Genomic DNA, 14,297 nt, shown 5'->3' with positions numbered 1-14,297 from the left:
GGGAGCACCCGATCGATCAATCGGCAAACGGATCGCGGACCAGGATCGTGTCGTCACGCTCCGGGCTAGTCGACACCAGCGCCACCGGGCACTGGATCAATTCCTCGACGCGACGGATGTACTTGATCGCCTGCGCGGGCAGTTCGGCCCAGCTGCGCGCACCCGCGGTCGTTTCCGACCAGCCGGCCATCGTTTCCCAGATGGGCTCGACCTGTGCCTGGTCGGCGGCGTGTGCCGGGAAATGGTCGAGCGTCTGGTCGCCCAGCCGGTAGCCGGTGCAGATGCGCACTTCCTCGAACCCGTCGAGCACGTCGAGCTTGGTCAGCGCGATGCCGGTCACGCCCGAGACCGCGACCGACTGGCGCACCAGCACCGCGTCGAACCAGCCGCAGCGACGCTTGCGCCCCGTCACGGTGCCGAATTCATGGCCGCGGATGCCAAGCTGTTCGCCGGTTTCGTCCTCCAGCTCGGTCGGGAACGGCCCTGACCCGACGCGGGTGGTATACGCCTTGGCGATGCCCAGCACGAAGCCGACCGCACTCGGCCCCAGGCCCGAACCCGCCGCTGCCGTGCCGGCGACGGTGTTGGACGAGGTGACGAAGGGATAGGTGCCGTGATCGACGTCGAGCAGCACGCCCTGCGCGCCTTCGAACAGCATCCGCCGGCCCTTGGCTTTTGCCTCCGCCAGCAGCTTCCAGGCGGGCTTGGCATAGGGCAGCACGAAATCGGCGATCTCGCGCAGTTCGCCCAGCAGCCGCTCGCGATCGATCGGCGGCTGGCAGAAGCCGGCGCGGAGAGCATCGTGGTGCGCCGTCAGCCGGTCGAGCTGCGGGCCCAGTGCATCGAGGTGCGCCAGGTCGCACACGCGGATCGCGCGGCGGCCGACCTTGTCCTCATACGCCGGACCGATGCCGCGCCGCGTCGTACCGATCTTGCCCGCGCCGCTCGCATCTTCGCGCAGCGCGTCCAGATCGCGGTGGAACGGCAGGATCAGCGGGCAGGTCTCGGCGATGATGAGCGTGTCGGGCGGAATGGCGACGCCCTGGCCGCCCAGTTTCGCGATCTCGTCGCGCAGGTGCCACGGATCGAGCACGACGCCGTTGCCGATGACGCTGGGCGTGCCGCGGACGATGCCCGATGGCAGCAGCGACAGCTTGTAGACGTTCTCGCCGACGACCAATGTGTGGCCGGCGTTGTGACCGCCCTGGAACCGCACGACCATGTCGGCGCGTTCCGCCAGCCAGTCGACGATCTTGCCCTTGCCCTCGTCGCCCCACTGGGCGCCGATCACCGCGACGTTGGCCAAATCCCGTATCCCCGATCTTGGAAAACCGGCGTGCCCCTAGCTTACGGGGGCGTCGGCGTCGAGCGTTTGGCGCACGCGCATGGCCAGCGTGACGACATCGAAGGGCTTGCGCAGGACCTGCGGCGCCACCGTTTCCGCCGCGTCGCCGTCTTCGCGGGTGTAGCCGCTGGTGAACAACACCGGCAGACCGGGACGGTAGTGGCGCGCCGCGGCGGCAAGCTCGCGCCCGGTCATTTCGGGCATCACCATGTCGGTGAACAGCAGGTCGGGCGCGAGGCCGTCGTCGATCAGCCGCAACGCGCTCGGTCCGTCGGGAGCGGCGGTGACGCGGTAGCCGAGTTCCTCCAGCGCCTCGATCGAGAAATTGCGCACGCGCTCCTCGTCCTCGACGACCAGCACCGATTCGCCGTTGCGCGCGCGCGGCGCCTCGGCACCGGTCGGCGTCGGCGCGGTCGGCACCCGGCCGCTGGCGTCGCGCGGCAGCAGCAGCGTGATGCAGGTGCCCTTGTCGGGCGCGGTGTTGAGCGTGATGTGCCCGCCCGATTGCCGGACGAAGCCGAACACCTGGCTGAGGCCGAGGCCGGTGCCCTTGCCGACCGATTTGGTCGTGAAGAAGGGGTCGAACGCGCGCGCCGCGGTGTCGGCGTCCATGCCGGTGCCGGTGTCGGACACCGCGATCATCACATAGTCGCCCGGCGTCATGCCCGCCGCGGCGGCCCGTGCCGAATCGATCGCGCGATTGCCGGTGGCGATCAGCAGGCGCCCGCCGCGCGGCATCGCGTCACGGGCGTTGACCGCCAGGTTGATCAGCGCGTTTTCCAGCTGGCTGCGATCGGTCCGCGCGAACCACGTGCCCTGGGCGACGTCGGTCTCGACATGGATGCCTTCGCCCAGGGTCCGGTCGAGCAGTTCGGTCATGCCGTCGACCAGCTGGCTGAGGTCGATCGGCACCGGATCGAGCGCGGTCTGGCGCGAGAAGCTGAGCAGGCGCTGCGTCAGCGCCGCCGCGCGGGTCGCGCCGTCGCGCGCCGCCTCGACATAGCGGGCGACATCGGTCCGCCCCTGTGCCACGCGGCGTTCGAGCAGGTCGAGTGCGCCGATGACGACCGCGAGCATGTTGTTGAAGTCGTGCGCGATGCCGCCGGTCAGCTGGCCGACCGCTTCCATTTTCTGCGCCTGACGCAGCTGCGCCTCTGCCGCCATCAGCTGTTCGGTGCGTTCGACGACCGCGTTTTCCAGGTCGATCCGCGACCGCGCCAGCACGTCGCGCGCCTCGACGATCTCCTGAATGTCGGTGCAGGTGCCGAACCACCGGACGATCCGCCCGCCGGCGTCGCGCACCGGCAGCGCACTGCCCAGCACCCACCGGTATGTGCCGCTGCGGTGGCGCAGGCGGTATTCGATGCGGTAGGGGTCACCGGTCGCCAGGCTGTGGGTCCATTGCTCCCACGCGCGGTCCTGGTCGTCCGGATGGAAGATGCCCGCCCAGCCCTCGCCGTCGGTCGATCCGTGCGGCACGCCGGTGAAATCATACCAGCGTTCGTTGAAATAGTCGTGAAAGCCATCGGCCCGGGTCGACCAGACCATCTGGTCGATCGAATTGGCGATGGCGCGGAACTTCGCTTCGCTGTCGGCGAGCGCTGCGACCGCGTTCGCGCGATCGACCGCGTCCCAGGCGGCATCGGCCACCGCCTCGACCAGCGATACTTCATCCGCGCTCCAGTAGCGCGGACGGTCCTGGTTGACGTAGACGCCGGCGACCCATCGACCGTGGCGCATCAGCGGCACGCCGACACCGGCGCCCGCCTCCACCTCCATCCGCTCGTCCACGTGCAGCGCGCGCTTCTCGGCGACGTGATCGTACACGACCCGCGTCTCGCCACCGCGATAGGTGTCGAGCACTTTCCGACCTAGCCGGTCGAGCGGCAGCGTGCCGGTCAGCGGCGTCATTGCCTCGCTGGTCCAGCAGGTGTCGAAGCACAGCGTCTCGCCCTCCACCCGGACGAAGCCGACCCGGTCGGCGGCCAGCCGGCGGCCGATCGCGGCGGCGGCAGTGCGCTGGATATCCTCGGCCGAGCCCAGGCGGCGCATCTGTTCGGTCAGGCGATAGACGAAATCCTGCGCCTCGGTCGCTTCGCGCAGTTCCGCAGCGGCGTCGCGCGCCGCGTCCTCCGCGTTACGCCGGGTCGTGATGTCGAAACTGACGCCGGGAAAGCGGATCGCGCGGCCGTCCGCATCGAAGACTGCGCGGCCTTGCGCGACGACCCAGCGCACCGCGCCGCCGGTGCGGACCAGCCGGTATTCCTCTATGAAGGGTGCCCCGCTCTTTAGCGTCGCGTCGATCCCGGCCTGCACGCGTGGCAGATCGTCGGGATGGATGCCGCTGAAGAACTGCTCGATGGCAGCCCCGTCCACGGCCAGCACCGGATCGACGCCATAGAGCTTCGCAAACCGATCGTCGGCGGTGACGCGGTTCGTCACCACGTCCCAGTCCCAGGTGCCGATGCTGAGCGACGAACCGAGCGCCAGCTGCAATCGTTCCTCGCTCTTGCGCAGTGCGTCCTCGGCGCGCGCGCGGTCGGTGACGTCGTTGGCCTGGACGAAGATGTCTGTAACCTGGCCGTCGATCGCGCGGATCGGCTGATAGACGAAATCGAGCTGGCGGATCTCGCCCAGGCCACCACCTGCGGCAAAGATCGGCACCGGCGCGGCATCGGCACTATAGGGCTCGCCCGTCTCCCACACCCGGCGCAATATGACGTCCAGCCCGGTCTCGACGATCTCGGGCAGCGCCTCGACCAGCGGCTTGCCGATGATGTCGCGGCGACCGACCAGCGCGCCGTATGAGTCGTTGGCGAAATCGAACACGAAATCGGGGCCGTGCAGCAGCGCGACGGCGCTCGGTGCCTGATGGAACAGCTCGCGCAGGCGGCCGACCTCGCGTGTGCTGGTGCGTTCGGCGAGCACCAGCCGGGTCGTCTCGTTGCCCTGGTTGAAGATGCCGACGATGTCGCCGTGCTCGTCACGGATCGGGGTCAGGCTGTAGTTGAAGTACGTATCGACCGGCACGCCGTCGCGCAGGAACGTCAGCGGCTGGTCATAGGCGGCAATGCTCTCGCCGGTCGTCATCACCTGGTCGAATTCCGGCCCGACGACATCCCAGATGTCCTGCCACACCTCGGCGGCGGGCTCGCCCAGACACGCCGGATGCCGCTCGCCCGGGATGACCGACCAGGCGTCGTTGTAGAGCAGCCGCATGTCCGGGCCCCAGTAGACGCAGGTCGGGTGGCTCGACGACAGGCAGACGCCCAGCACGGTCCTGAGCGTCGCCGGCCAGCGCTCGATCGGCCCGAGCGGCGTCTGCGACCAGTCCCGGTCGCGGATGCGCCCGCCCATTTCTCCGCCATGATCGAGGAAGCGCAGGCCCATGGTCACGGCTGGTCGGTCACTCATGCGTATCTGTCAACATGGTCATCGACACCGGCCCTTCCTCCGGGCATTGAACGCCTAGAAACAGGAGACGATGCATGAAGGTTGCAAGCCTGAAGCACGGTCGTGACGGCCGGCTGGTGGTGGTGTCGAACGACCTGGCCTGGTGCGCCGACGCCAGCCACATCGCGCCGACGCTGCAGGCCGCGCTCGACAATTGGGACCAGCTGCTGCCCGACCTGCGCAACCTGCAGACCGATCTCGACCACGAAGTCATCCCGCGCATCCGCTTCCACGAACACGACGCGGCATCGCCGCTGCCGCGCGCGTACCAGTGGGCGGACGGATCGGCCTATGTGAACCATGTCGCGCTGGTACGGCAGGCGCGCTCGGCCGAGATGCCCGACAGCTTCTGGCACGATCCGCTGATGTACCAGGGCGGGTCGGACGGCTTCCTGGCTCCTCGCGATCCCATCCCGCTGGCGGACGAGGCGTGGGGCTGCGACCTGGAGGCCGAAGTGGTGGTCGTGACCGGCGACGTGCCGCAGGGCGCCAGCCGCGAACAGGCGCTGGACGCCATCCTGCTGGTCGGGCTGACCAACGACGTTTCCTTGCGCAACCTGATCCCGGGCGAACTCGCCAAGGGCTTCGGCTTTTTCCAGTCGAAACCCGCCAGTGCGTTTTCGCCGGTGTTCGTGACGCCGGATGCGCTCGGCGACTGGTGGCAGGACGGGAAGCTGCACCGCACGCTAATGGTCGATCTGAACGGCCAGCCCTTTGGCCGCGCCGACGCCGGCATCGACATGACCTTCGATTTCGGCACGCTGGTCGCGCACGCGGCAAAGACCCGCAAGCTGGGGGCGGGCACGATCATCGGGTCGGGCACCGTCAGCAACCGCGACGCCGACGGCGGTCCGGGCAAGCCGATCGCCGAGGGCGGGGTGGGTTATTCCTGCCTGGCCGAAGTGCGCACGGTCGAGACGATCCGCGGCGGCAAGGCCGAGACGCCGTTCCTGAAGAAGGGCGACACGGTGCGAATCTGGGCGGAGGATGACAAGCATCACCCGATCTTTGGCGTTATTGAACAGACCGTCGAATGACCCAATCCTCCCCTGGAAGGGGAGGTGGCAAGCCGAAGGCCTGACGGAGGGGTGTCCAGCTATCCGGACAAGGTGACACCCCTCCGTCGCGCTGACGCGCGCAACCTCCCCTTGCAGGGGAGGATCGATTTAGCGGCAGGCTTTCCACCCCATCGCGCCTCGGTTCGCCTGGTCCAGATGGAAGTGATCCCGGTGCGCCGCATTGTAGTCCGGCGACAGCGTCGTCGCGAACAGCCGGCACGCGCCGTCGCGCACCTCACGTAGGAACGCCGCCTTTTCGTTGCCCTTCGGCCCCGACCCGTCCCAATCGCCGACGACGGTGATCCGCGTCCCGTCGCGCAGGACGAAACCGGCGATGTCGATCGCGTCGGCGGTGGCGTGCTGGCTGTAGTCGCCCGAGCTCCGGCCATATAGCCGCCGGCAATTGTAGCTGCCGAAATGCTCGATCGTGCGGACCGGTGACCCGAAATGCGTCTCCGCCGCCGGCTGGATGACGTTCCATTCGAGCATCGCCATGCCGGCCGCGACCGGACAGGCCATGCCGAGCCCGGCGGGGGCATAGCGCAGCGCCGCCGCGCCGCCGGTCGGCCGCACCCCGTCCGCATAGCCACACTGGTCCTGCGCGGGGCGCAGCGGTTCGAGCGCGGTGTAGCGAACGCCGGCCTTGTCCAGCAGCGCGCGGCACCCGCTGAAATCGTCGCCCAGCGCGGCGAGCTTGCGACCGGTAAACATGCCCGGCTTCTCGGCTAGGTCGAGCGGGGTCCACGGCAGGTCCTGCGGCCGCGACTTCACGACCGCATAGATGGCGAAGACCGCCGCCAGGATCACCGCGGCTACCGTCATCGCGACCAGGAACTGGCGCACGCCCTTCACGCGCGCCGGACCGTGTCGGCAGGTTCGGCGGTGACCGGATAGCCCAGGTCGTCGGGGATGCAGAGATGGCGAACGCTGCCCCGATCCTCGAACCACGGGGTGATCGTGCGGACCGCGTGCGCGCGGGCCTGCGTGACTGCGGAGTGGAAGTCGTCGAACAGCGCCAGCCGCTCCAGATTGCGCCGCGTCGGAAAGATGATCGTCGCGCGGCCCGCATCGGCCTCGGCCAGCATCACCGCGGCCGTCGTCCAGACCAGGCGGCTGTTCTCGGTCGCGTCCACGCTCGGCTCGGGCGCGTCGTCGGGCAGGCGCGCGAGGTAGAAGCGCGTGTCGAAGATGCGGTGGCGCATCCCCAGCGGCAGCCAGCGCGCGAACGGGACCAGTTCCTGCGGGTCGAGCGCGGCTCCCGCCGCCTCCAGCGCGGCGCCGATCGTCGAACCATCGTGGAGCAGCCCGCGCAACCGCGTGATCGTCGCTGCGTCACCCGGCGTCACGCCGGGGGCGACGCCCGCCTCCTCGATCGATTCGCGCACCGCGGCGATCCGTCCTGGTCCGTCTTCGTCGTCCAGCCCCAGTTCGGCCGCCAGCGCATGGTCGCCGGGGTCCACGCGCCCGCCGGGAAACACCATCGCCCCGCCGGCAAAGACCATCGCCGCCGACCGCTCGACCATCAGCAGTTCGGGCGGCGCACCGGCGCGGTCGCGAAAGATCACGACAGTCGCGGCGGGGATGGGGACAGGCTCGTCAGTCATGTGCCGGGGCGAACGCTCAAGCGCCCCGAACGCTTCACGCGCGGCGCAACCGTACGATCGCGGCATCGAGGGCGGAGAGGAAGCGCGAGCGATCCTCCTTCGCGAACGGCTTCGGCCCGCCGATCGGGTCGCCCATCGCCCCGGCGCGAAGGTCGGCCATGATCGCCCGCGTCGCGACTGCCGTGCCGATCGAACTGGCGGTGAACGGCTTGCCGGTGGGGGCAAGCACGGTGGCTCCGGCCTTGATGCAGCGGTCCGCCAGCAGGATGTCGGCGGTGACGACGATCGCGCGGGCATCGCTGTTCTCGGCGATCCAGTCGTCGGCGGCATCGAAGCCGTCCGACACGGTCACCTGCCTGACCAGCGGGTGATCGGGCACGCGCATCCGACTGTTGCTGACGATCGCGACGGGCACGTCGGTGCGCCACGCGACGCGGTAGATTTCTTCCTTCACCGGACAGGCGTCGGCGTCGACAAGGATGCGGAGCATGGGGGCGCGATAGGGGATTTGGGGCGGTCGGCAAAGACGCCGAATTCCAAATACCGTTCGTGCTGAGCTTGTCGAAGCACCGTACTTTGTGCCGCAAAGACGCAGTTTGCGGATCGAAAAGCGGTGCTTTTACAAGCTCAGCACGAACGGAGGAGAGCGCAGTCCTTCGTCTCGGGCTTACCCCCGCCGCGGGCCGCGCGCACCGGCGGGCTTTGCCCGGTACGGCGCGCCGCCGCCGGGGCGCTGCTGCGGGCGGTTGGGGCCGCCGCGCTGGCGGGCGCTGCCGCCGGTCTGCGGGGGCGGGCCGTCGCCGGGGATGATGTTGACCTCGTCCTCGCCGGCGCTGCGCTTCACCGCATCGTAGAAGCGGTCGGCGATCGCGCGCGGCACTTGGAAGCTCGTCTCGGTCTGGCCGATGCGGATCGCGCCGATCTCGGCCTTCGTCACATGGCCGCGGCGGCAGATCAGCGGCAGGATCCAGCGCGCGTCGGCGTTCTGGCGGCGGCCGATGTCCATGCGGAACCACACGGTGTCGTCGAAACCGGCACGGTGGCCCTTCTGCTCCAGCGGCGACAGCGCGGTGCGATCGACCAGCTCCTCGGGGACAGGCAGCGCGTTGCGATGTGAGCGGACCAGCGCCGCGGCGATTTCGGCCGGGGTCTTTTCCGCCATCAGCCGCTCGGCCAGCGCGATATCCTCGTCATCCACCTCGACCGGCGCCAGCAGGTCGGCGAGCAGGCGTTCGTGATCCTGCGCGCGGATGTCCTCGACGGTCGGCGGGTCGCGCCACTCCGCGTTGATCCGTGCGCCCTTCAGCATCATGTCGACGCGGCGGCGGCGCGGGTACGGCACGATCAGGACCGCGGTGCCCTTCTTGCCCGCGCGCCCCGTACGGCCCGAACGGTGCTGCAGCGTCTCGGCATCGCGCGGCATCTCGACATGGACGACGAGGCTCAGCGTCGGCAGATCGATGCCGCGCGCGGCGACGTCGGTCGCGACGCAGACGCGCGCGCGGCGATCGCGCAGCGCCTGCAATGCGGAGTTGCGCTCGTTCTGGCTGTGCTCGCCCGACAGCGCGACCGCGGCGAACCCGCGCTCGACCAAACTGGCGTGCAGGTGGCGGACGTTGTCGCGCGTGGCGCAGAACAGCATCGCCGTCTCCGCCTCGTAGAAGCGCAGCAGGTTGATGACCGCGTGCTCGATGTCCGACGGCGCGACCGGCACCGCAACATAGGCGATGTCGCCGTGACCGCGATCCTCGCCCACCGTCGAGATGCGCAGAGCGTCCCGCTGGTAGCGCTTAGCGAGCGCGACGATCGGCTTGGGCATCGTTGCCGAGAACAGCAGGGTGCGGCGGCCGTCGGGCGTCGTGTCGAGGATGCCTTCCAGATCGTCGCGGAAGCCCATGTCGAGCATCTCGTCGGCTTCGTCGAGCACGGCGACGCGCAAAGATCCCAGGTCGAGCGCGCCGCGCTCCAGATGGTCGCGCAGACGCCCCGGCGTACCGACGACGATATGCGCGCCGCCGTTCAGCGCGCGGCGCTCGCGGCTGGCGTCCATTCCGCCGACGCAGGTGGCGATGCGGGCACCCGCACCGGCATACAGCCAGCCGAGCTCACGGCTGACCTGAAGTGCCAGTTCACGCGTCGGCGCGATGACCAGCGCGAGCGGCGCGCCGGCGGGCGGCAGCTTGCCGTCCTCCAGCAGGTCGGGCGCGGCGGCCAGACCGAAGGCGACGGTCTTGCCCGATCCGGTCTGGGCCGAGACGATCAGGTCGCGGCCGACCGCGGCGTCGGCGGTGGCCTCCGCCTGGACGGGGGTCAGCGCTTCATAGCCACGCGCGGTCAGCGCGTCGGCGAGGACGGTAGGAAGATTTTCGAACGGCATTTGGGCAACCTAATTGGAAAGGATCAAAAAGCGCGTGCGAGGCGCTCGGAACCCGTTTCCAAATGGGCTTGCAGCGTCAGGCAGGGCGAGTGCGTCTGTGTCGAGAGCGGGTGGTGGAGCTGAGGGGAATCGAACCCCTGACCTCTGCAGTGCGATTGCAGCGCTCTCCCATCTGAGCTACAGCCCCGCACTCTCGAGCCCGGCTACGCGTTACGCGCTGTCGGGGCCGCTCCCTTAGCCACAAGCGCGCCGCGATGCAACGCCTCTGGTCGCGCGCGCTTTCGACACGGCGCTGCGGTGCTGCACTTCGTCGCGCGGGTACGCCGGCGGCAAGGAACAAAGAAAGCGGTCGTCCTTTAATTCCTCCAGCAGGCATGGCGACGGGCAACAAGCCGGTCGCGTGTATCCGCGAGCAGTGCAGGAGAACCGTATCATGGCGTACGACCGCAATTACGACTTCCCGAACAATTACGACCGCGACCAGCAGGACTATGGGCGCGATTATGGATCGGGTCGGGACTTCACCTATTCCAGCGCGCGCGAATATCGCTCGGCCGGGGAACTTGGCGGTCGTGACGATCGCAATTTCCGTGGCGGCGGCACAGGCTATGGCGGCCGCGACTCGCGCCCCGACAACTGGGGCAACCGCGAAAGCTACGGCGCGGGCAACCGGGATTACTACGGCAGCAACCGCGACCAGGGCCGTGATTACAACCGTGGCAGCTATGGCCAGCAGCGTTTCGGCGGCGGCAACAACGAGTGGCACGGCTCCTACGGCCATGACGGCCATCGCTTCACCGAAACCAGCGACTACGGCCGCGGCAGCTACGGTCGCGATCGCGACTGGAACCAGCATAACGACCGCGGCGGCAACTGGCAGGGTCAGCAGAGCCAGAACCGTGGCCAGAACCGCGACTATGGCCGCGCGCCGCAGGGCTACGACTATCAGGACCGCGGCTTCATGGCGCGCGCGGGCGACGAAGTCCGCTCGTGGTTCGGCGATGAGGAGGCCGAGCGTCGTCGCGAGTACGACCAGCGCTATGACGAGCGGATGGGCAACACCAACGCCTATGGCCGCGACGACGACTACCATAGCTGGCGCCGTGGCCAGATCGATGCGCTCGACCGCGACTACAGCGAATACCGCCGCGAGAACGGCAAGAAGTTCGAGAACGAGTTCGGTTCGTGGCGGTCAAACCGCCAGACCCAGCGCGATTCGCTGAGCAAGGTGACCGAGCACATGGAAGTGGTCGGATCGGACGGTACGCACGTCGGCACCGTCGACAAGGTGCGCGGTGACCGCATCATCCTGACGAAGACCGACGTCGCCGCCGGTGGCCGCCATCACTCGATCCCGTCGAGCTGGATTTCCTCGGTCGACGACAAGGTGAAGATCACCAAGTCGTCCGACGAAGCCAAGAAGCAGTGGAAGGACGAGGAAGAGTCGGGCGCGATGTTCGGCGATAGCAGCGCGACCGACAATCGCGCCAGCAACCGCGACGCCGACGACACCGGCACGACGAATCTGAACAAGAGCTTCTCCGGCACCTACTGAGGTCGGTTAAGCCCAAGGGTTGGTCCGTCCGTCCCAAGCCGGACGGACCGCAGGCGCGGCCCGGGCAGCAATGCCCGGGCCGTTTTTGCGTGCCCGCCGGTGCTCCGCGCAGAGCCCGGAGTCACAAAACCGGGGATGAAGCAGCGGTGTAGCGCGGCCCCAGGCTTGCTTCTGCGCGGAGGCACGGCGGTGTCCGATCACACCCCCGCCGCCCAGCCGGCGACCCCCGCGACCGCCAGCACCGCGGGCGCCACCCACACACCCTTCACGCGCCAAACGACGGCCAGCGTCACGACGAACAGCGTCGCCGCGACCGGCAGCAGGCTGACCCGCGCGACCGTCGCCGCGCCGATCTGAACCAATGTCGCGGCGATGATCCCGACCACAGCCGCCGCGACGCCGGCGAGCAGCCGGTGGAGTGCGGGTCGCTCGACGATCGCCTCCAGCCGCTCGAAGAAGATCAGCGAAAAGGCAAAGGCGGGCAGGAACATACCGAGCGTGATCGCGACCGCGCCGCTCAAACCGCCGGCGACGTAGCCGACGAAGGTCGCGAAGATCACGAGCGGCGCCGGCAGCACGCCCGCCAGCGCGATCCCGTCGAGGAACGTCGCATCGCTCAGCCAGCCGCGCCCCACCGTGTCGGCGCGGACATAGGGAATGGCGGTATAGGCCCCGCCGAAGGTCAGCAGCCCGCCTTTCAGCCCGGCGATGAACAGCGCCGCCGTCGTTACCGCGCCCGTCGTCGTGGTGATCGCCATCGGGGGCGTCGGGAGCGATGCCGTGAACAGTGCCGCACCGATGGCGAGGGCAACGACGCCCGCCACCCACAGCGGCCGTGCCGCCAGCGCATAGGCCGCTCCGCCCGCCGCCAGCAGGATCGTGAACGGCACACCCGCCAGCGTCGCAGCGAGACAGACGCCGGCGACGGCCCACAGCCAGCGATCCTCCAGCACATGCTCGCCGATCCGCACGACCGCGCGCGCGATGATCGCCAGCACCGCCACCTGTACGCCCAGCAGCGCACTGCCGAGCGCGACATGCCCGGCGATGAACGCGGTGTACGCCCAGCCTGCGAACAGCATCAGGACGAAGCCCGGCAGCATGAAGCCCAGGCCGGCGAGCAATCCGCCCAGCCGCCCGCGCGCGACCATGCCCAGATGCACGCACAGCTCGTGCGCCTCCGGCCCCGGCAGCACCTGCAACACCGCCAGCAATCGGTTGAACCGCCCGCGATCGATCCAGCGTTCGCGCTCGACCAGCGCTTCGCGCACCATCGCGCTCTGCGCCACCGGGCCGCCGAACGCCTGAATGCCGAAGCGCAGGAATTTGAGGAACAGGGCGCCCAGGCCGATGGCGGGGGGACGGGCGGTGGCAGTCTCGATCGTCATATACGCTCCCAAAGGCCGCAGGCGCGTGCCGAGGAGCGGAACTTGGACGGCAGGCCGTCTGACCGGGCGTCCGCATGTCAGGCCCGGTGATGCACGCTAGGCGAATCCCGCAACGCCGGTCAATGGCGCCCGACGATTGGATTGGTCCGCGAACCCATGAACGAGCGGGCCTGTCGAAAATACCGGACCTGCGAGGCGTGGGTGCTTCGGAAGGAATGCACGACGGCGCGTCGTCGTATCCTGGTCCGTCTTCGACGCGAACGTCCGCGATCTTGCCGGAGCCGAAACGGAAAACCGGCCGCAAAAAGCGACAGCTATATGTCAGCTATATGCGATTAGCCGGAATCGCTCTCGAAATGCTACGCGATATGGGCCTAATCGCGCACCCCTAAGGGCATTCGTCACACGGCGCTTGCTGCTCAAAGGGGTTCGAAAATGAAGTTCCATCAGGTGGCCGCTGTCGTGGCGCTCCTCGCGCTACCAGCCACGGCTCAGGCGCAGTCGACGGCAAACGACAAAGCGGAGGCAGCGGCCGAGACGGCGCCGCCTCCTGCGCTCACCGTTAGCGGCTCTGCCACGATCGCCTCCGACTACCGCTTCCGCGGCGTGTCGCAATCCGACCAGGAAATGGCGGTGCAAGGCGGGATCACGATTGCGCACGAGACCGGGCTTTATGTCGGCACATGGGCGTCAAATCTGGCGGGCTGGGGCACGTTCGGCGGCGCCAACATGGAACTCGACCTGATCGGCGGCTACAAGGCAAAGCTCGCCGACACCGCCACGCTGGACGTCGGGCTGACCTGGTACATGTATCCGGGTGGCGCAGACAATACCGACTTCGCCGAACCCTATGCCAGGCTGACCGGCACGACCGGTCCCGCCACGCTGACCGCGGGCGTTGCCTATGCGCCCAAGCAGCAGGCGATCGGCAAGTGGTACAACACCGGGACCGATGCCGCGAACGGCGTCTACAACAATCCCGGCGCGAAGGACGACAACCTCTACCTGTGGGGTGATGGTGCGTTGGGCATCGCCGGTACGCCGATCACGGCCAAGGCGCACATCGGCCATAGCTGGGGACAGGACGGCCTGGGCCCGAACGCGACCGCGGTGTCGCCGACGGGCAAATACTGGGATTGGTCGCTCGGTGCCGATGCCACGTACAAGAACCTGACCTTCAACGTCAGCTACGTCGACACCGACATCTCGAACCGGGGGGCCACGTACCTCCGACCCAGCTTCAGCAAGGGCCAGGACGGCAGCGGCAACATCGCCGGCAGCACCGTCGTGGTCTCGCTGACAGCCGCCTTCTGATCAACGGAGGATATCATGCAGGACCTGCTCTGGATCGCGATCATCATCGGGCTGTTCGCGCTCACGCTCGCCTACGCCCGCCTGTGCGACAAGGCGTGAAGGGGGCTCGGCAATGACGCTTGATCTCTGGCTGGCGGCGCTGACCGCGATCGGCCTTCTCATCTATCTCGTGGCGGTCCTGATCCGTCCCGAACGGTTCTGAA

11 protein-coding genes and 1 tRNA gene are annotated in these 14,297 nt (G+C 68.5%); 4 read left to right on the top strand and 8 right to left on the bottom strand.

Features of this window, described 5'->3' with window-relative positions; all coding sequences use genetic code 11:
* Positions 1-16: 16 nt before the first annotated feature.
* Entirely contained in the window at positions 17-1,306 is a 1,290-nt protein-coding gene (locus ASE86_RS00585; RefSeq protein ID WP_056421600.1) for an adenylosuccinate synthase, read from the bottom strand.
* Between the two features lie 36 nt (positions 1,307-1,342).
* Complete coding sequence (locus ASE86_RS00580; protein WP_235523945.1) at positions 1,343-4,759, bottom strand: PAS domain-containing protein; 3,417 nt, start codon at positions 4,757-4,759, stop codon at positions 1,343-1,345.
* A 74-nt stretch (positions 4,760-4,833) separates the two neighbouring features.
* Between ASE86_RS00580 and ASE86_RS00575 the strand changes: the two genes are divergently transcribed.
* A complete protein-coding gene (locus ASE86_RS00575) occupies positions 4,834-5,835 on the top strand; it encodes a fumarylacetoacetate hydrolase family protein (RefSeq protein WP_056421599.1) in 1,002 nt (333 codons plus the stop codon).
* A gap of 129 nt (positions 5,836-5,964) precedes the next feature.
* Here the strand turns inward: ASE86_RS00575 and ASE86_RS00570 are convergent, their stop codons facing one another.
* From ASE86_RS00570 to ASE86_RS00550, 5 genes are all read right to left on the bottom strand, one after another.
* Positions 5,965-6,678 carry an extensin family protein gene (locus tag ASE86_RS00570; RefSeq protein ID WP_082441808.1) on the bottom strand — a complete coding sequence of 238 codons (714 nt, stop codon included), beginning with the start codon at positions 6,676-6,678 and terminating at the stop codon, positions 5,965-5,967.
* 26 nt (positions 6,679-6,704) lie between these two features.
* The gene (locus tag ASE86_RS00565; RefSeq protein ID WP_056421598.1) at positions 6,705-7,460 is read right to left on the bottom strand and encodes an NUDIX hydrolase; all 756 of its coding nucleotides are present in this window, start codon (positions 7,458-7,460) and stop codon (positions 6,705-6,707) included.
* A 34-nt stretch (positions 7,461-7,494) separates the two neighbouring features.
* Positions 7,495-7,950, bottom strand: a complete 456-nt coding sequence (locus ASE86_RS00560; protein WP_056421597.1) for a YaiI/YqxD family protein — start codon at positions 7,948-7,950, stop codon at positions 7,495-7,497.
* A 177-nt stretch (positions 7,951-8,127) separates the two neighbouring features.
* Positions 8,128-9,837 carry a DEAD/DEAH box helicase gene (locus tag ASE86_RS00555; RefSeq protein WP_056421596.1) on the bottom strand — a complete coding sequence of 570 codons (1,710 nt, stop codon included), beginning with the start codon at positions 9,835-9,837 and terminating at the stop codon, positions 8,128-8,130.
* A gap of 111 nt (positions 9,838-9,948) precedes the next feature.
* Positions 9,949-10,024, bottom strand: a tRNA-Ala gene (locus ASE86_RS00550).
* A 246-nt stretch (positions 10,025-10,270) separates the two neighbouring features.
* On the opposite strand from ASE86_RS00550, the gene ASE86_RS00545 reads away from it, so the two are divergent.
* Positions 10,271-11,392 (top strand): DUF2171 domain-containing protein, encoded by a 1,122-nt coding sequence (locus tag ASE86_RS00545; RefSeq protein ID WP_056421595.1) that lies wholly within the window; start codon positions 10,271-10,273, stop codon positions 11,390-11,392.
* A gap of 197 nt (positions 11,393-11,589) precedes the next feature.
* Here the strand turns inward: ASE86_RS00545 and chrA are convergent, their stop codons facing one another.
* The gene (chrA, locus tag ASE86_RS00540; RefSeq protein WP_056421594.1) at positions 11,590-12,780 is read right to left on the bottom strand and encodes a chromate efflux transporter; all 1,191 of its coding nucleotides are present in this window, start codon (positions 12,778-12,780) and stop codon (positions 11,590-11,592) included.
* Positions 12,781-13,215: 435 nt separating this feature from the next.
* Between chrA and ASE86_RS00535 the strand changes: the two genes are divergently transcribed.
* Together ASE86_RS00535 and kdpF are read left to right on the top strand one after the other, a co-directional pair.
* Positions 13,216-14,094, top strand: a complete 879-nt coding sequence (locus ASE86_RS00535; protein ID WP_056421593.1) for a TorF family putative porin — start codon at positions 13,216-13,218, stop codon at positions 14,092-14,094.
* Positions 14,095-14,206: 112 nt separating this feature from the next.
* A complete protein-coding gene (kdpF, locus tag ASE86_RS00530; RefSeq protein ID WP_056421592.1) occupies positions 14,207-14,296 on the top strand; it encodes a K(+)-transporting ATPase subunit F in 90 nt (29 codons plus the stop codon).
* The last annotated feature ends 1 nt before the right edge of the window (position 14,297 follow it).

Source organism: Sphingomonas sp. Leaf33 (assembly GCF_001421785.1).
Lineage (GTDB): Bacteria > Pseudomonadota > Alphaproteobacteria > Sphingomonadales > Sphingomonadaceae > Sphingomonas.
The sequence above is the reverse complement of the archived record's forward strand: the minus strand, read 5'-3'. Positions and strand labels throughout refer to the sequence as shown.